The sequence below is a fragment of the Pseudomonas solani genome, assembly GCF_026072635.1.
Lineage (GTDB): Bacteria > Pseudomonadota > Gammaproteobacteria > Pseudomonadales > Pseudomonadaceae > Metapseudomonas > Metapseudomonas solani.
The window spans coordinates 4,955,490-4,972,481 of the sequence record NZ_AP023081.1 but is presented as its reverse complement, the minus strand read 5'-3'; the positions used below and the strand labels follow the sequence as shown (position 1 = coordinate 4,972,481).

The following is a 16,992-nucleotide window of genomic DNA, read 5'->3' as shown; positions in this document are numbered from 1 at the left end:
CCTGACGAACACCTGGGGAAGGTGCGCACGATACCTGCTGCGAAGAGCGCAGGACAGCTCCCCCGCCACTCAGCCCTGGCCGCCGCCCTGCTGCAGACGCCAGCCGCATTCGCGGGCGCCGTCGAAGTCCAGCTCCTCCACTAGGCGGACGAAGTTGAGGCAGGCATCGCGCAGGGGCGGCGGCGCCTTGTGCAACAGCGGCTCGGTGTGGTCCAGGGCTGCCAGGCTGCCGGTTTCCAGCAGCTCCAGCACCTTGTCCAGAATGGTCTGCCAGTCCGCCATGGCCAGGGCGCCGGCCTGCTCGGCGGGCACCCCGCGCGGCGCGGGCGCGGCACCGATTTCCGGGAAGTGCACGAGCAGCGCGGCGCTGCTGCGGTCGAGCAGGCCCTGCAGTTCGTCGAGCCAGGGCGGCTCGTGGAGGAACGCGGCGGCGCCTTCCGGGGCGACATGTATGCCCTGCTGCTCCAGCTCCCCGGTGCGCGCGCACAGTGCGCTGGCGCCCATGGTGCCGGAGCTGCCCTTGAGGCCGTGCAAGGCGCCGACCACGCTGCGCAGGTCACCGGCGGCGACGGATTCGCGCAGGCGCACCAGTTGCTTCTGCATCTCGGTGTCGAAGCTGGCGAGCACCGAGAGCAACAGCTTCAGGTTGCCGCCGAAGCGCGCCAGGATCGAATCCCGGGACTCCACCACCGCGGCATCGCCCGTGCGCTCGACAGGTGCCGGCTCAGGCCGTGCTACCGCGCCGGGCTCGGTCCAGCGCAGCAAGGTGGCCACCAGCTGGTGGATGTCGATGGGTTTGCCGACGTGGTCGTCCATGCCGGCGTCGAGGCAGTTCTGGCGGTCCTGGGCGGCGGCGTTGGCGGTCATGGCGATGATCGGCAGGGTCGGGTGGCGCCCGTCGGCACGGATGCGCCGGGTGGCTTCCAGGCCGTCGATATCGGGCATCTGGATGTCCATCAGCACCGCGTCGAAACCCTGGGCGTCATCAAGTACGGCCTGCACGCCTTCCAGGCCGCCTTCGGCCAGGCACACGCGGGCACCCTCGCCCGCCAGCAGCTCGGAGGCCACCTGGCGGTTGAGCGGGTTGTCTTCCACCACCAGCAGGCGCAGCCCCTGCAGGCGTTTCTTCGGCCCCTCCAGCGCCACCGGTCGCGGCGCTTCCAGTTGGCCGAGGGCGCGCTGCACGGCACTGGCCAGCTGCATGGGGGTGACCGGCTTGGTGAGGAAGCCGGCGAATGGCGCACCGCCCTGTTGCTGCCGATCGGCCAGGACCTCGCTGCCGTGGGCGGTGATCATGAGGATGCGCGGCACCTCCAGCTCGCCGGCCAGGGCCTGGATCGCCTGGCTGGTGGCGAGGCCGTCGAGGCCGGGCATGCGCCAGTCCATCAGCACCAGGTCGAAGGGCTCCAGGCGCCCCGCCGCTTCGCGCACATGGCCGACGGCAGCTTCGCCCGTGGAGGCGTACTCGGCCTGCCAGCCAAGGGACAGCAAGGTGCGCAGCAGCACTTCACCGGCCGCCGGGTTGTCGTCCACCACCAGCAGGCGCAACGGTGCGTCCACGCCGGGGCAGGCGGCGCGCAACGCGCCGGGCTCGGCCAGCTCCATGGACACGTCGAACCAGAAGCGGCTGCCCTTGCCCGGCTGGCTTTCCACTTGCAGGTGGCCGCCCATCAGCTCGATCAGGCGTTTGCAGATCACCAGCCCCAGCCCGGTGCCGCCGAAGCGCCGCGAGGTGGAGGCTTCGGCCTGGGTGAAGCCGTCGAAGATGCGCTCCAGCTGCTCGGGGCTGATGCCGATGCCGGTGTCGCTGACCGAGACCCGCAGCAGGGTCGAACCCTCGAACAGGCCCAGCAGGCGGAAGCCCACCACCACCTGGCCGACGCTGGTGAACTTGAGGGCGTTGCCGGCGAGGTTGATGAGCACCTGCTGCAGGCGGAAGCTGTCGCCCACCAGGCGCCGTGGCAGGCGTGCGTCGAGGTCGAACATCACTTCCACGTCCTTGTCGCCCTGGTTGCCGGCGAGCACCACGGCGAGGTCGCGCATCAGCGCTTCCAGTTCGAACTCGTGGGGGTCGAGCTGCAACTTGCCGGCTTCGATCTTGGAGTAGTCGAGGATGTCGTTGAGCAGCCCCAGCAGCGAGCGCGCGGCGGTCTGCGCCTTGACCACGTAGTCCAGCTGGCGGCCGTTGAGGTCGGTGCCCTGGACCAGCTGCAGCATGCCCAGCACGGCGTTCATTGGCGTGCGGATCTCGTGGCTCATGTTGGCCAGGAAGAAGCTCTTCGCGGCGCTGGCGGCATCGGCCTTGTCGCGGGCCTCCAGCAGACGTGCTTCCAGTTCGCGCTGGGCGGTGATGTCACGATTGATGCCGGTGACCTTGGTCGGCGCACCCTGGGCATCGCGCTCGATCTGCGCCGCCGCCTGGATGAACAGCACCTGGCCGTTGGGGCGGACGATGCGGAAGATCGGCTCGTAGCGCGCGCTGCCGTCGATGGCGGCGAGCAGTTGCTTGGCCACCCGGTCGATGTCTTCCGGGTGAACACGCGCTTGCCAGTGCTGGAGCAGCAGGCCCTGCTCGTTCTGCTCGGGCGGCATGCCGTAGATCTCGTACATGCGCTCGTTCCACTGCAACGAGTCGTCCGCCAGGTTCCACGACCAGATGCCCAGCTCGGCCACCTCGGCGGCCAGCAGCAACTGGTCACGGGCGGCCAGCAGGCTCTTGCGCTGCTGGTGCTGCTGGGTGAGGTCGGTGATGACGCACACCAGCCGCCGCTCGCCATTGCTGCCCATGGCGGCCAGGGTCAGTTGCATGGGGAAGCTGCTGCCGTCGCCGCGCAGGCCCCAGAGTTCCTGGCCGCTGGGCCCGCCGGCGGTGGCCTGGTCGGTGTAGCTGGCCAGCAGTTTGGCGAAGGCCCCGCGCGAGGCTGGGTCCACCAGCTCTTCCAGGCGACGCCCGGGCATGGTCTCGGGGTCGCAGTCGAAGACCACGCCGCCGGAGGGGTTGAAGGTGTGGATGCAGCCGTCGGTGCCGAAGGTGATGACCGGGTTGACCGCCGTGTCGAGCACGGCGCGGGTGGTGGCGAGGCTTTCCTCCAACTGGTGCTCGGCGGCCTTGCGCTCGGTGATGTCCAGGGCGATGCCCAGGTAGCCGGTGACCTTGCCGCCGGCGTCGCGGATGGCGGTGATCACCAGGGTCACGGGGAAGCGCGTGCCGTCCTTGCGCACGTAGGTCCACTCGCGGGCCTCGACGCCCTCGTGCTCGGGCACATGGACGAAGACGCGGAAGCCGCGGATCGGCTGGTGGTAGCGCTCGCTCAGCTCTTCGCTGCGGGACACCACTTCGGCGGTGTCGTGGAACAGCGCCGGCGACTGGCGCCCCACCAGCTCCGCCGCCGAGTAGCCCAGCAGGCGCTCGGCGCCCCGGTTGAACACGCGGATCAGGCCGTCGGTGTCGGTGGCGATGATGGACACCTCCGACGCCGAGCTGAGCACGCTGTCGAGCAGCACGTTGGTGGCCAGCAGCTCCTTGGTGCGCGCCGCCACCTGCTCTTCCAGCCCGGCATTGAGCTCGAGGATGCGCGCCTCGGCGTACTTCTGCGCGGAGATGTCGCGCACCGTCTTGGAGATGCCCACCACTTGGTGCAGGCGGTCATGGATGGGCGCGATGGACAGGGAGACGTTCACCAGGCTGCCGTCCTTGCGGCGGCGCTGGGTGTCGAACAGGGCGATGCGCTCGCCCTGGCCAACCCGGCGGAGGATGTCGCGCTCCTCGTCGAAGCGCTGCTCGGGAACGATCAGTTCCTTGAGCAACCGGCCGATGGCTTCCTCGGCGCCATAGCCGAAAATCGCCTCGGCGCCCGGGTTCCAGGCCGTCACCGTGCCATCCAGGGCCTGGCCGACGATGCCGTCGGGCGAGCTTTCGACGATGGCCGCCAGGCGCGAGCGCTGCTCGAACACCTGCTGCTTGCGCCAGCCGCTGACGCCGTTGGCCCCCACCAGCGCGGCCAGCAGGCAGGTCAGCGCCAGGCCGCCGCCCCAGGCCAGGCGGGGCGAGAGCAGGTTGAGCTGGGCGGTGAAGGCCGGGTAAGCGGCCAACTCCACCTCCCAATGGCGCCCGTAGAGGCTGCGTTCGACCCGCAGGCTCATCACCTCGGCACTGCCGTCGGGGGTGGCGGCACTTTCGTAGAACGCCTCTGCGAAACCCGGCGCGGTGATGTCACGCAGGCGCAGCTGCAGGGAGTGGACATCCACCTGCAGGCCGTCTAGCACCTCCTCGGTGAGCAGCGGCGCGTAGCTCCAGCCAACGAGCAACCGTTCACGCGCCTCGACGCTCTCGGGGACGGTCACGCCCTGGTAGATGGGCATCAGCATGAGGAAGGACTGCAGCGGCTTGCCGACCGCCTGCACCAGGGTGATGGGCGCGGTGAGGCGCACCTCGCCGCTGCGCATGGAGGCCAGCGCGGCCTCGCGCCGATTGCTTTCCGAGGCGATGTCCAGGCCGATGGCCGCCGAATTGTTGGTCACCGGCTCCAGGTACTGGATGACGAAGCGATCGCCCTCGTGCTGGCTGATCTGGCGGATGGTGAAATCCGGCTTGCCATCGGCGCGGGCGCGGCGAAGGAAGTCGGCTTCATCGGCCTGGGCGACCTTACGGATCAGGCCGAACCCCCGCGCCCCGGGAAACTCGACGGCGATGTCGCGGGAGCGCGCGTAGCGATTGAACAGCTCGCGGCTGATGCCTGCCTCGCCAACGGTCACCAGGGCGCCACGGGCGCCGCGCAGGCCGTATTGGTAGAGACCCAGGCGACGCACCACGGCATCGGCCATGGCGTCGGTGGCCCGCCCCAGCGCCTCGTGGATGCGCTGCTGGTTGTGCTGCTGCAACTGGCTGGCCACCAGCGCGGTGGCCAGTACGCCGACCAGGACCACGGCCAACATGCTGTAGACCGGTGCGGACAGGCGCCGGCTCATTGGCCGGCTCCGTCGTCGGTGTCGAGCCAGCGTTGCGGGTGGGAGGTGTTCTCGGCGAGAAAGCGGCTGGCCTCGGGAAAGGGCACCGGCCGGCCGAACAGGTAACCCTGCATGATCCGGCAGCCCAGCCCGAGCAGCAGCCGCGCCTGCTCGCGGTGCTCGACGCCTTCGGCCACCAGGTCCAGCCCCAGGGCCTGGGCCAGGCGGATCACCGCTTCGATGATCGCCGCGTCGCTGCGGTCGGTGAGCATCTCGCGGACGAAGCTCTGGTCGATCTTCAGCACGTCGATGGGCAGGCGCTTGAGGTAGGCGAGGCTGGAGTAGCCGGTGCCGAAGTCGTCGATGGCGATGCGCACACCCACGTCCTTGAGTTCCAGCAGGGTCTTGCGGGTCTTGTCGATGTCGTGGGCCAGCACCCCTTCGGTGATTTCCAGCTCCAGGTGGCTGGGCGGCAGGCCCGATTCCTGGAGGATGTCCTTGACCATGCCGAGGAAGCTTTCCTCACGGAACTGCACGGCGGAGATGTTCACGCTGAGGCACAGCGGGTAGCCCATTTCCAGCAGGCGCTTGGCGTCGTTGCAGGCCTGCAGCATCACGTACTTGCCGATGGGGATGATCAGCCCGGTTTCCTCGGCCAGGGGGATGAAGTCGGCCGGCGACACCAGCGAGCCGTCGGCGGTGCGCCAGCGGATCAGCGCCTCGATACCCATGGGGCGGCCGTCGGCGGCGTCGATCTTGGCCTGGTAGAACACCTCGAACACCCGCTGCTCCAGGGCCCGGCGCATGTGGCGCTCGAGCATGTGGCGGGCGCGGGTGCTGGCTTCGATCTTCTCGGAGAAGAAGCGGAAGCGATTCCGCCCCTCGACCTTGGCCTGGTACATGGCCGAGTCGGCGTAGCGGTAGAGGGATTCCAGGTTGTCGCAATCGTCCGGGTAGACGCTGATGCCGATGCTGGCCGAGAGGTCGTAGCGGGCGCCGTTGATGGTCAGCGGCAGGGCGATGGTCGTCAGCAGGCGCTCGGCGAAGTCGCTCACCGCTTCGAAGCCCTGGATATCCGGCAGCAGCACCACGAACTCGTCGCCGCCCTGGCGGCTGACGGTGTCGACGGCGCGTGCCGTGCCCGAGAGGCGCAGCGCCACCTCGCGCAGCACCTGGTCCCCGGTGGTGTGGCCGATGGAGTCGTTGATGAACTTGAAGTTGTCCAGGTCGAGCATCAGCATCGCCACCTTGCCTTCGCCGCGCCGCGCCTTCTGCAGCGCCTGGGCGGCACGGTCCTTGAGCAGCGAGCGGTTGGGCAGGCCGGTGAGCGCATCGACGTAGGCCACCCGCTTGGCCTGTTCGCGCAGGCTCAGGTGGGCCTTCACATGGGCGCGCACCACAGGCAGGTTGAGCGGCTTCTGGATAAAGCCCAAGGCGCCGGATTCCAGGGCTTTCAGCTCGTTTTCCGGCTCGCTGTGGGAGGTAACGAAGATGATCGAGGCATCGCACAGCTTGGGGTCGGCCTTGAATGCACGGCAGATCTCGAAGCCGTTCATCTGCGGCATCTCGATATCCAGCAGCACCACGTCCGGGCGGCAGGAACGGGCGATCTCCAGGGTGCCCGGCCCACCGTTGGCGATGTGCACGGCGGCCAGGTCGCGCACCGCTTCGCTGAGCACGCGGATATGGGTCGCCTGGTCGTCGACGATGAGGATCACTGGGTCGTGGCTGAAGAGGTCGTGCATTCCCTGGCTACCCCGATTGACACTATGGTGCTGAGTAACTGACAGCCTAGACGAAGTTATCCGACGCTCAGGTTCCACCTTGCCGTATGGAGAAAGACTCCAACAGGCTAGCCGTTGTGACGGGGGTTGCCGGAGCAACCCTGGAACATGCGGGGCTCACCCACCCTACGGCGCCGACCGATGCGTAGGGTGGATGGCGCTTTTTTCATCCACCAATGGCGGCCCGCCTGGGCTGTGAGGGTGGGCGGCGCTGCGTTCCCTCCATTTCGCGAATGAATTCGCTCCCACAAGTGCGGCGGCGCTACGCGCCGCTTGGCGACTGAAGTCGCCCCTACAGGCGTAGCCTGGGCTTCAGCCCAGGAGCGAGGCTGCCGAAATTCCCGGACTGAAGTCCGGGCTACAGAACGATTAAAAGCATCGCCAATGAATTCGCCCACAAGGGGCGGCAACGGCGTGCCCCGTGTCTTCCCCTACCCCACCCCGCCAGGCGCTTGAGGCGTTCGATCTCGGCCGCAGACTCATTGCCGCATTGGGCAGCGGCGAGGCGCATGACCGCCTGTTCCTGCCGCACCTGGAACTGCGGCAACGCATAGCAGGCGCCGATCAGCTCGCGCAGGGCCATGGGCAGGCCCCAGTGCGCCTTGAGGCGGATGGCCAGGGGTTCGGCGAAGTCGGCGAAGGCCTTCAACAGGGTGTTGTCGTCGATGCTCTGGCGGCTTTGCCGGGCCCACTCCTGAGCCTGGAAGATCACGCACATCTCGCCCAGGCGGTAGAGCAAGGCCGCCGCCTGCAGGGCGCCATGGTCGAGGCCGCACTGGCGCGCGGTGCGCACCACCGTCTCGGCGAGCTGGTCGATCTCGTCGAGGTAGTTCTGCAGGAATATCTTCAGGAAGGGGTCGGTGGTGCTGCCGGCCTGGCGCAGGGCCAGGGCGGTGGCGAGGTTCATGCAGGTGCGTGCGCCCAGGCGCTTGAGCGCGTCGGGCAGGCTGGTGCAGGGCGCCTGGCCGCCGCCGTAGACGGCGCTGTTGGCAGCAGCGATGAGGTAGGCGCAGAGCGCCGGGTCGCGATTCCAGTCCGCGGCCAGCTCCTGGAAGTCCATGGACACGCCGCGACTGGCCTGCTGCAACTTGTCCTTCACATCGGAGAGCAGCGGTACATCCAGCTGCTCCGGGGTGAGGCTGCGCAGGTGCTCTTCGAAGCTGACCTGCCGCGCCTCCGGCTCCGCTGCCGTTACATCGGCGGGCAGCAGGCTTTCCAGGCAGGCAAGTACCTTGGGCACATCGAAGGGCTTGGTGATGTAGGCGCTGATGCCCAAGGGCCGGGCCGCCAGCACGCTTTCGCGGTCGGCGCGGCCGGTCACCACCAGCAGCGGCACGTCCTTGTCCAGCCGGCGGATCTTCTGCATCACGTCCAGCCCGGTGCCGTCCGGCAAGTTCCAGTCGACGATCACCAACTGGTAGCGGTTCGGTTGCCAGGCGTCGATGGCGGCCTGCACCGAGGCGAAGCATTCGATTTCAGCGCCGGAGCGGATGCTCAGGACCAATTGTTCCAGCAGATTGGCAATCCACGGATCGTCGTCAACTATCTGAACCCTCATCTGCAACCCTCGTCGTTGCGCCATCGGGACGATGCCAAGACGTGGCTCCCCAACCCCGGCAAAAGAATAGAACAGCCTCGCCGGCACTGCCCGGCCTCATCCCCGACCAGTTGGTTGGGCGATGCATAAAGGCCTCTGCAACGGCCAGCGTTGCCTATAGTGAGTGCGTATCGACGCGCAACTTGAGCTGCGCCCTCCGTGCCGCGATCCAACCCTGCGGACCGCACCCGGTGGGTGGCGGCCAGGCCGTGCCAGGCGTCGGGCCGGACAACCCCTTAATGAGATGTCGAATGGTGTTAAAGCGAATCGCTACCGCCGACCTGCAGCTTGGCATGTACGTACAGGAATTCTGCGGGTCCTGGATGGACCACCCCTTCTTCCGCGCCAAGTTCGTGGTCAAGACCGAGAAGGACCTGCAACGCATCCGCAGCAGCGAGATCACTGAGGTGTGGATCGACACCAGCAAGGGCAAGGACGTGGCCGAGCACCTGCCCAGCCGCACGGTGGCGGAAGTAGAGGCCGAGATCGACGAGCGCCTGGCCGCCGCCGAGCGCAAGCCACCCCTGCGCCCCACCAGCCTGGAGGACGAGGTGGCGCGTGCCGCCGAGCTTTGCGCACGCTCGAAGGAGGCGGTGGTGTCGATGTTCGGCGATGCGCGCATGGGCAAGGCCATCGACGTCGAAAACGCCCAGGGGCTGGTGGAGGAGATCGCCGATTCGGTGCTGCGCTGTCCCAACGCGCTGATCAGCCTGGCGCGCCTGAAGTCCGCGGACGAATACACCTACATGCACTCGGTGGCGGTCTGTGCGCTGATGATCGCCCTCGCCCGCCAGCTCGGCCTGGCCGAGGCCCAGGTGCGCGAGGCGGGCATGGCCGGGCTGCTGCACGACATCGGCAAGATGGCCGTGCCCATGGATGTACTGAACAAGCCGGGCAAGCTCACCGACAGCGAGTTCGAGCAGGTGCGCAGCCATCCGGAGGCAGGTGCGCAGATACTCCTGCACAGCGGCCAGGTCAGCGCCCTGGTACTGGACGTGTGCCTGCACCACCACGAGAAGGTCGACGGCACGGGCTACCCGCATCGCCTGCAGAGCGACCAGATCAGCCTTTTGGCGAAGATGGGCGCGGTGTGCGACGTGTACGACGCGATCACCTCCGACCGCCCCTACAAGCGCGGCTGGGACCCGGCCGAATCCATCCGCCGCATGGCCGAGTGGAGCCAGTCGCACTTCGACGAGGCGGTGTTCCAGGCCTTCGTCAAATCCATCGGCATCTACCCCACCGGCTCGCTGGTGCGCCTGGACAGCGGGCGCCTGGGCGTGGTGCTGGAGCAGCATCCGAAATCCCTGACCATGCCGCGGGTCAAGGTGTTCTATTCCGTGCGCATGAAGGCGGCCATCCCGGTGGAGGTGATCGACCTGGCCAAGCTCGCCGGGCGCGACAAGATCGTCGCGCGGGAGTCCTCCGCCGACTGGCCGTTCAAGAACCTCGACGAGCTCTGGTCGGGCATCGCCGACGTGCGCCGTACCCGCGCCGGGGAGGGGCAACGCTGACACGGTGCTTGTACGGACGGCGGCGCTGCTGTTCCATGTGCGCTCCCGAACCTGCAAGGACGACCCCATGTACCGCCTGGACTGGCTGCGCAACCACATGCAGCACAGCGACACCTATGCCCGCTGGCTGCACCAGCAATTCGCCTATGAGTTCGCCGACCAGCCGCTGGACGCCTGGCAGCGCGAGTTCGCCGAGGGCCAGCGCAGCGGCGAATGGCAGTGCCTGGTGGCGCTGGACGGCGAGCACCTGCTCGGCGGCGCGGCCCTGGCCGAGGACGACCTGCCCGGCCGCGACGACCTGGGCCCCTGGCTGGCCTGCGTGTTCACCACCCCCGAGGCGCGTGGCCAGGGTATCGCCGAACGCCTGATCGAAGGCATCTGCGGACAGGCCCGCAGCCAGGGCCATGGGCGCCTCTACCTGCACACCCAGGACCGCGCCGACTACTACGCCCGCCGGGGCTGGGTGCCGCTGGAGCGCTTCCAGGCCTGGGGCGCCGAGCACACCCTGATGTGGCGTGCCCTGCAACCCGGTGCCCTGGACGGTGCCGCCTAAGCCGGTGAACCCTGCCCGCGAAAAAGAGTCAGAGCGGCTCCATGGTGCCCGGCGCAATGGCCGGGCAGAATGCCGCCCCCGTGATCAATGGAGTGTTCCAATGCGTTTCCTCGCCAGCCTCGCGCTGCCCCTGTTCGCCGCCAACCTGGCGCTCGCCGCCCCCAAGCCCCTGCCGCAGCTGGAGGCCTATGAAGGGCTGCAAGCCTGGCTGGTGCCGGTGGAACCGCTGCGCATCAGCGACCACGTCTGGCAGATCGGCACCGCCAGCATCAGTGCCCTGCTGGTGAAGACCGACGCCGGCGCGGTGCTCATCGACGGCGGCATGCCCCAGGTGGCCGACCACCTGCTGGCCAATATGAAGAAGCTCGGCGTGCAGCCCCAGGACCTGCGCCTGATCCTCCACAGCCATGCCCACATCGACCACGTCGGCCCACTGGCGGCGATCAAGCGCGCCACCGGTGCCGTGCTGGTGAGCAACGCCGAATCCGCCGTGCTGCTGCAACGCGGCGGCGCCGACGACATCCACTTCGGCAGCGGCATGCTCTTCGCCCCGCTGACGCCCGAGCGCCTGGTGCAGGACGGCGAGACGGTGACCCTGGGCGACACCACCTTCACCGTGCATTTCACCCCGGGCCACACCCCGGGCAGCATGAGCTGGACCTGGACCGACACCCAGGACGGCAAGCCCCTGCGCATCGCCTACGCCGACAGCCTCAGCGCGCCGGGCTACCAACTGCGCGACAACGCCCGCTACCCCCACCTGATCGACGCCTTCCGTGCCAGCTTCGCCGCCGTCCGCGCCCTGCCCTGCGACCTGCTGCTGACACCCCACGCCGAAGGCAGCGGCTGGGACTACACCAACGCCGAAAAGCCGCACCCGGCCCCGGTGAGCTGCAAGGCCTATGCGGACAAAGCCGAGCAGAAGCTCGACCAGATGCTCGCCGAGCAGGCAAAGTCGCGCTGACAGCCAACCCACTGGGAGCCCGGACATGGCCAGCAAAGACGAGATCGCCCGCTTCATCGGCGACGCCTTCCCGCAGACGCGCGTGGTGATCGAGGCCGTGGGCCCGATGAGTGCCACCGTGTCGCTGCAAGTGGACGACAGCGACCTGCGCCCCGGCGGCACCGTATCCGGCCCCACCCTCATGGCCGTGGCCGATGTCGCGCTCTATGTCGCCGTGCTGGGGCAAATCGGCATCGTGCCGCTGGCGGTCACCACCAGCCTGACCATCAACTTCCTGCGCCGCCCGGAAGGCGGCCGCCGGGTGATCGGCGAATGCCGGCTGATGAAGCTGGGCAAGACCCTGGCCATGGGCGAGGTCTCCCTCTACTCCGAAGGCCTCGACGACCCGGTGGCCCATGTGGTCGGCACCTATGCCATCCCGCCGGAACATCTGCGCTAGCCCCGAACAGTAGGTTGGCGCCGAGCGCAGCGAGGCCCAACGGTGCAAGGCAGACCTCCGCTGCGTTGGGCCTCGTACCTCGGCCCAACCTACAGCCCGGAGAATTCATTCGCGCCGATGAACCGGCACCTTGGTCGCATTGACCGTCGCCGCGTGGCCGCGCTTGTATGGGCGACATAACAACGACCACCCGACGCTACGGGACCTGCCCATGACTGCACCCGCCACCGGCCTTGCCACCACCCGAGGCTCCACGCTGCTGCTCACCGCCCTGGCCATGCTCGCCTTCGCCGGCAACTCGGTGCTGTGCCGCCTCGCCCTCAAGCACACCGGCATCGATGCCCCCAGCTTCACCGTGCTGCGCATCGCCAGCGGCGCGCTGATGCTGTGGTTCCTGCTCAAGTGGCGCAACGCCGGCAAACCCATGGCGGGCAGCTGGCCCGGGGCCCTGGCGCTGGTGGTGTACGCGGCGGGGTTTTCCCTGGCCTATATCCACCTGGACACCGGCACCGGCGCCCTGCTGCTGTTCGGCGCGGTGCAGCTGAGCATGCTGCTGTACGGCTTCGTGCGTGGCGAACGCCTGGGCCTGCAGGGTGTGGCCGGCCTGCTGCTGGCCATCGCCGGGCTGCTGGTGCTGCTGTTGCCGGGCGCCAGCGCGCCGCCCCTGGGCAGCGCGCTGCTGATGCTGATGGCGGGGTTCGCATGGGCGGTGTATTCGCTGCTGGGCAAGGGCTCCGGTGACCCGCTGGCGGCCACCACCGGCAACTTCGTGCGCGGCATCCCCCTGGCCCTGGCCTGCGCCCTGCCCTTTCTCCAGGGCCTGCATTTCGACCCCGCTGGCGCCGGCTTCGCTCTGCTTTCCGGCGCCGTCGCCTCGGGCATGGGCTACGCCATCTGGTATGCGGCGGTAGCACGGCTGGCATCGATCCAGGCCGCCACGGTGCAACTCAGCGTGCCGATCCTCGCGGCGGCGGCGGGCATCCTGTTTCTCGGCGAGGCGCTGACCCTGCCCCTGGCGATCGCCTCTCTGGCAGTACTCGGGGGTGTGGGGCTGGTATTGAGCAGCAAGATGAAGCACTGACCGCCGTTGCAGCTTTCAGTGGCCTGTCAGTGGTTTGCCGTCTCGCTATAGCGAAAGGCTTACAAGAGGCGGATGGATTCTCCTCTTTTGGGCTTTGTCTGACAGCCCTATCCTACACATATGACTGAAGCGCAGGACGCGCTAGGTCAGGGAAGATCGACCAACGCCAGGATGGCAGCCGACAGGATGTCGGACGGTCTGGAAAAAGCCCGCTTCGGCGGGCTTTTTGCTTTTCTGCGTTTCGGTTTTCAGGCGTGCCGCAGCCGACCACTCCGCCGACCTTGGCCGGGCTGGAAGGATGCGCCGCCGAAGGGGATCATGGGCACCTTTCCCCGCAGCCTGGAGCCTTTCGATGAGCTGGTCCGCCGCGCAATACCGGAAGTTCGAAGACGAGCGCAACCGCCCCATCCACGACCTGCTGGCGCAGGTGCCCGAGCGCCCCGTGGCCCGGGCGGTCGACCTGGGCTGCGGCCCGGGCAACTCCACTGAGTTCCTGCTGCAACGCTTCCCCGAGGCGCAGGTGACCGGCCTGGACAGCTCCGACGACATGATCGAGGCCGCGCGCAAACGCCTGCCGGGCGTGGACTTCCAGGTGGGTGACATCGCCAGCTGGAGCGGCGTCGAGCCGGTGGACCTGATCCTCGCCAACGCTTCGCTGCAGTGGGTGCCGGACCACGCGCACCTGCTCCCGGCCCTGCTGGAAAAGCTCGCCCCCGGCGGCAGCCTGGCCGTGCAGATGCCCGACAACCTGGACGAACCGGCCCACCGGCTGATGCGCGAGATCGCCGCCGAAGGCCCCTGGGCCGAGCGCCTGGCGGAAGCCCACCGCGCCCGCGGCAGCCGCCAGCCGGCGCAGTGGTATTTCAGCGTGCTGCGGGACGCGGGCGCGCAGGTGAACCTGTGGCGCACCGTCTACCACCATCAGCTGGCAGGCGGCCCGAGGGCCATCGTCGAATGGTTCAAGGGCAGCGGCCTGCGCCCCTTCCTGGCGCCGCTGTCGGCAACGGAGCAAGAGGAATACCTGGCGCGTTACGAGGCTGCGCTGGCCGGGGCCTACCCGGGCTATGCCGACGGCACCGTGCTGCTGCCCTTCCCCCGGCTGTTCTTCGTCGCCACGCGATAAGTCGCAGGTAGGAGCGAATTCATTCGCGATGGAGCATCCGACACCCCGCAGCCCGGTGCCGGCGGTGAGTCTTTCGCGGCTGAAGCCGCTCCCACAGGGAATGCCTGCAGCTCTGCGACATCAACGAGCGCTGTGCTTCCGGCGAGTCCTGAGGCATCGCTGTGTTGGGCCTCGCTGCGCTCGGCGCCAACCTACGGGCACCGGGGCACGCCCCCGTAGGAGCGAGCTCTGCTCGCGAAGCTCTCGCTGGTATCGGTAGGAGCAAATTCATTCGCGATGGCGCATCCGACACCCCGCAGCCCGGTGGCGGCGGTGAGCCTTTCGCGGCTGAAGCCGCTCCCACAGGGAATGCCCGCAGCTCCGCGACATCGAAAACTGGCGATAGAGCCCGTGTGCAGAAACCCCCAAAACGTCGCCGAGGCAGGCAGTTTTTTCAGGGGATCATCGCGAAGCCGACGCCGAATCGGTTCCAGGCATTGATGGTGGCGATGGCCAGGGTCAGGTTGGCGACCTCGGCGTCGCTGAAGTGCTCGCGCAGGGCTTCGTACTGGTGTTGCGGAGCGTGGTGGATGGAGAGCTGGGTGAGGCTTTCCGTCCAGGCCATGGCGGCGCGTTCGCGTTCGGTGAAGAAGCGGGTTTCCTCCCACACGCTGAGGGTCTGCAGGCGGGCTTCGGTTTCGCCGGCCTTGCGCGCGTCGTTGGCATGCTTGTTCACACAGTAGGCGCAGCCGTTGAGTTGCGAGGCGCGCAGGCGCACCAGTTCCAACAGCGAGTCTTCCAGACCCGTGCTGGCCATGGCCTGCTCCAGGGCGACCATCGCCTTGTAGGCGTCGGGGGAGGCCTTGGCCCATTCGATGCGGTTGTTCATGTCGATCTCCAATCCAGTGGCGTAGCGGGAATGGGCGCTAGGTTAGCCGTGCGTCGGCGATGGCCCGATAGCCAATTGCGGGAGATTTGCGGTGACCAATCGAAGGGGGTGGTGAAACGACGGAGGGAGAAAGCAAACGCCGCCCGATGCGCCCGCGAGCTGGGCGTCGAGCGGCGTAGCGCAGCAGCTCAACCGGCCACGGCGTGGCGGCTGCCACCGTCGCGGCGGATGGCGCGGCGGGCGAACAGGGTCTTGGCGGCGGTGACCTGGATCGGGCCGCCGGTGAAGGTCGGCAGCTCGCCACGGACCCACTGGTTGCCCTCGCCCTTCCAGCTGACTTCACCAGCGGCCAGTTTGATGTCGCGGGTGAGTTCGCGAATCAGGCAGCGCACCCGTTGCTGGCAGAACACCGCATCGCTGTCGATGGCCTTGCGCAGTGTGGGGCGGTCCTTGCGGTCCAGGCTCAGCAGGAGCTTGCCGTCCGGGCGCGGTTTGATGGAAACGGTGTAGCCGGGAAAGGCGTCGAAGAATTCTTTGATGGCGATCTGCATTGTTGTCACTCCAGTACGGTTCATTGCCGCAACGACAATTGCACCGGGCATGCCAGCTTTCCAGATTGTAAAAACTCCTTTTTATTCAATGAGTTGAAAAACATTGATATCAGGCTGTCATTTGCAGGATGCACGGGCGGCCCGGAACCGCGCGGCATTCTGCAAGCCCTCAGCCATCACGCAGGCAGCGGGCGAAGAGCTGCTGGATAGGCAGGTTGCGCTGCCCGTGGCGGGTGAGCAGGAGGATGCGCCGCTGGAAGGTCAGCTCGCCCAGGCGGATGACGCGGATGGCCGCCTCGCGCTCCAGCCACAGCCCCGCTTCGGGGATCAGCGACACCCCCAGCCCCGCCTCGACCATGCGCACGATGGCGTCGAGTTCGTCCAGCTCCAGCGCCACCTGCACCTCCAGGCGCTGCCGGCGCAGGAAGCGGGTGACCTGCCGGCCGCCGAACGAGGTGCGGTCGTAACGCACCAGCGGCTGGCTGGCGAGTATCTGCAGCGGGTCATCGCCTTCCAGGCCACGGGGCACGATGAGCACGAAATCCTCCTCGCGCAGCACCTCGGCGTGCAGTTCCTTGGGCAGCTCGAACGGCGGCTCGATGAGGATCGCCAGGTCCAGCTCGCCGGCATCCACCTGATTCAGCAGGTTCAGCGAGACGCCGGGAATCAGCTTGGGCTCGACCCGGGGTGCCGCCTCGCGCAGGCGCAACAGCGCGGCGGCCAGCAGGCCGGTCTGCACCGTGGCGATGGCGCCGATGCGCAGCTCTCCGCTGAACTGCTCGGCCGCCTCGGGGGTGGCCATGCGCGCGAAGATGTCCAGCATCTCCCGCGCCATGGGCAGCGCGCGGTGGCCGGCAGCGTTGAGGATGGCCTGGCGCCCGGTGCGGTCGAACAGACGCACGCCCAGGGCGTTTTCGAGGTTGCGAATCTGCGCGCTGACCGCCGACTGGGTCAGGCCGATGTGCATCCCGGCGGCGGCAAAGGTGCCGTGGCGGGCGACGGCGATGAAGGTACGGAGTTCGCGCAACATGGCGTGGCCTCTGATCGAAATTATTCGTGCTCGGCACAAATTATCCCGACTTTCCATCGACAATCCCATCTCTAGAATGGGCCGGAAACCACCACGAGGCAGCGCGCCATGAGTCTTTCCCCCTTCCACCTGGCCATTCCCGTCTACGACCTGGCCGCCGCCCGGCACTTCTACGGCGAGGTGTTCGGCCTCGCCGAGGGCCGCTCCAGCGAGCATTGGGTGGATTTCGACTTTTTCGGCCACCAACTGGTGATCCACGAACACCCGAAGACCGCCAGCCAGGAAGCCGCCCACACCAATGCGGTGGACGGCCACGATGTGCCGGTGCCGCACTTCGGCGTGGTGCTGGGCTGGGTTGAATGGGAGGCGCTGGCCGAACGCCTGCGCGGGCTGGGCACGACGTTCGTGATCGAACCCTACGTGCGCTTCAAGGGCCAGGTGGGCGAGCAGGCCACCCTGTTCCTCTTCGACCCCTGCGGCAATGCGCTGGAGTTCAAGGCGTTCAAGGACATGGGGCAGCTGTTCGCCAAGTGATGGGGCG

13 protein-coding genes are annotated in these 16,992 nt (G+C 67.9%); 7 read left to right on the top strand and 6 right to left on the bottom strand.

Annotation, left to right across the window (positions count from 1 at the left end):
* Positions 1-69: 69 nt before the first annotated feature.
* From PSm6_RS22755 to PSm6_RS22745, 3 genes are all read right to left on the bottom strand, one after another.
* Positions 70-4,968: a PAS domain S-box protein gene (locus PSm6_RS22755; protein WP_265168333.1), complete on the bottom strand. Its 4,899-nt coding sequence runs from the start codon at positions 4,966-4,968 to the stop codon at positions 70-72.
* A complete protein-coding gene (locus PSm6_RS22750; RefSeq protein ID WP_265168332.1) occupies positions 4,965-6,692 on the bottom strand; it encodes a two-component system response regulator in 1,728 nt (575 codons plus the stop codon). Before PSm6_RS22750 ends, PSm6_RS22755 begins: the two co-directional genes overlap by 4 nt.
* A gap of 397 nt (positions 6,693-7,089) precedes the next feature.
* The gene (locus tag PSm6_RS22745) at positions 7,090-8,289 is read right to left on the bottom strand and encodes a response regulator (protein WP_265168331.1); all 1,200 of its coding nucleotides are present in this window, start codon (positions 8,287-8,289) and stop codon (positions 7,090-7,092) included.
* 293 nt (positions 8,290-8,582) lie between these two features.
* On the opposite strand from PSm6_RS22745, the gene PSm6_RS22740 reads away from it, so the two are divergent.
* The 6 genes from PSm6_RS22740 to tam all read left to right on the top strand — a co-directional run bounded on the left by PSm6_RS22740 (position 8,583) and on the right by tam (position 14,002).
* The gene (locus PSm6_RS22740) at positions 8,583-9,842 is read left to right on the top strand and encodes an HD-GYP domain-containing protein (protein WP_265170558.1); all 1,260 of its coding nucleotides are present in this window, start codon (positions 8,583-8,585) and stop codon (positions 9,840-9,842) included.
* Positions 9,843-9,909: 67 nt separating this feature from the next.
* Positions 9,910-10,395, top strand: coding sequence for a GNAT family N-acetyltransferase (locus tag PSm6_RS22735; protein WP_265168330.1), 486 nt, complete (start codon positions 9,910-9,912; stop codon positions 10,393-10,395).
* Between the two features lie 100 nt (positions 10,396-10,495).
* Complete coding sequence (blaPAM, locus tag PSm6_RS22730) at positions 10,496-11,359, top strand: PAM family subclass B3 metallo-beta-lactamase (RefSeq protein WP_021218095.1); 864 nt, start codon at positions 10,496-10,498, stop codon at positions 11,357-11,359.
* A 25-nt stretch (positions 11,360-11,384) separates the two neighbouring features.
* Positions 11,385-11,798 (top strand): PaaI family thioesterase, encoded by a 414-nt coding sequence (locus PSm6_RS22725; RefSeq protein ID WP_021218096.1) that lies wholly within the window; start codon positions 11,385-11,387, stop codon positions 11,796-11,798.
* 211 nt (positions 11,799-12,009) lie between these two features.
* Positions 12,010-12,879 (top strand): DMT family transporter, encoded by an 870-nt coding sequence (locus tag PSm6_RS22720; protein WP_021218097.1) that lies wholly within the window; start codon positions 12,010-12,012, stop codon positions 12,877-12,879.
* Between the two features lie 352 nt (positions 12,880-13,231).
* Positions 13,232-14,002, top strand: coding sequence for a trans-aconitate 2-methyltransferase (gene tam / locus PSm6_RS22715; protein ID WP_265168329.1), 771 nt, complete (start codon positions 13,232-13,234; stop codon positions 14,000-14,002).
* Positions 14,003-14,435: 433 nt separating this feature from the next.
* On the opposite strand, the gene PSm6_RS22710 is transcribed toward tam, so the two are convergent.
* The 3 genes from PSm6_RS22710 to PSm6_RS22700 form a co-directional block, all read right to left on the bottom strand.
* A complete protein-coding gene (locus tag PSm6_RS22710) occupies positions 14,436-14,870 on the bottom strand; it encodes a carboxymuconolactone decarboxylase family protein (protein ID WP_263404153.1) in 435 nt (144 codons plus the stop codon).
* 188 nt (positions 14,871-15,058) lie between these two features.
* The gene (locus PSm6_RS22705) at positions 15,059-15,421 is read right to left on the bottom strand and encodes a DUF3509 domain-containing protein (RefSeq protein ID WP_043245722.1); all 363 of its coding nucleotides are present in this window, start codon (positions 15,419-15,421) and stop codon (positions 15,059-15,061) included.
* Positions 15,422-15,590: 169 nt separating this feature from the next.
* A complete protein-coding gene (locus tag PSm6_RS22700; protein ID WP_021218101.1) occupies positions 15,591-16,451 on the bottom strand; it encodes a LysR family transcriptional regulator in 861 nt (286 codons plus the stop codon).
* A gap of 108 nt (positions 16,452-16,559) precedes the next feature.
* Here PSm6_RS22700 and PSm6_RS22695 point away from each other — a divergent pair, with 108 nt between their 5' ends.
* On the top strand, positions 16,560-16,985 hold the full coding sequence (locus tag PSm6_RS22695) for a VOC family protein (protein ID WP_265168328.1): 426 nt from the start codon (positions 16,560-16,562) through the stop codon (positions 16,983-16,985).
* Positions 16,986-16,992: the final 7 nt, after the last annotated feature.

What these genes read in the sequence shown, in the direction of transcription:
- PSm6_RS22755 (WP_265168333.1), bottom strand. Translation starts at nt 4,968, where the DNA reads ATGAGCCGGCGCCTGTCCGCACCGGTCTACAGCATGTTGGCCGTGGTC.
- PSm6_RS22750 (WP_265168332.1), bottom strand. Translation starts at nt 6,692, where the DNA reads ATGCACGACCTCTTCAGCCACGACCCAGTGATCCTCATCGTCGACGAC.
- PSm6_RS22745 (WP_265168331.1), bottom strand. Translation starts at nt 8,289, where the DNA reads ATGAGGGTTCAGATAGTTGACGACGATCCGTGGATTGCCAATCTGCTG.
- PSm6_RS22735 (WP_265168330.1), top strand. Translation starts at nt 9,910, where the DNA reads ATGTACCGCCTGGACTGGCTGCGCAACCACATGCAGCACAGCGACACC.
- blaPAM (WP_021218095.1), top strand. Translation starts at nt 10,496, where the DNA reads ATGCGTTTCCTCGCCAGCCTCGCGCTGCCCCTGTTCGCCGCCAACCTG.
- PSm6_RS22725 (WP_021218096.1), top strand. Translation starts at nt 11,385, where the DNA reads ATGGCCAGCAAAGACGAGATCGCCCGCTTCATCGGCGACGCCTTCCCG.
- PSm6_RS22720 (WP_021218097.1), top strand. Translation starts at nt 12,010, where the DNA reads ATGACTGCACCCGCCACCGGCCTTGCCACCACCCGAGGCTCCACGCTG.
- tam (WP_265168329.1), top strand. Translation starts at nt 13,232, where the DNA reads ATGAGCTGGTCCGCCGCGCAATACCGGAAGTTCGAAGACGAGCGCAAC.
- PSm6_RS22710 (WP_263404153.1), bottom strand. Translation starts at nt 14,870, where the DNA reads ATGAACAACCGCATCGAATGGGCCAAGGCCTCCCCCGACGCCTACAAG.
- PSm6_RS22705 (WP_043245722.1), bottom strand. Translation starts at nt 15,421, where the DNA reads ATGCAGATCGCCATCAAAGAATTCTTCGACGCCTTTCCCGGCTACACC.
- PSm6_RS22700 (WP_021218101.1), bottom strand. Translation starts at nt 16,451, where the DNA reads ATGTTGCGCGAACTCCGTACCTTCATCGCCGTCGCCCGCCACGGCACC.
- PSm6_RS22695 (WP_265168328.1), top strand. Translation starts at nt 16,560, where the DNA reads ATGAGTCTTTCCCCCTTCCACCTGGCCATTCCCGTCTACGACCTGGCC.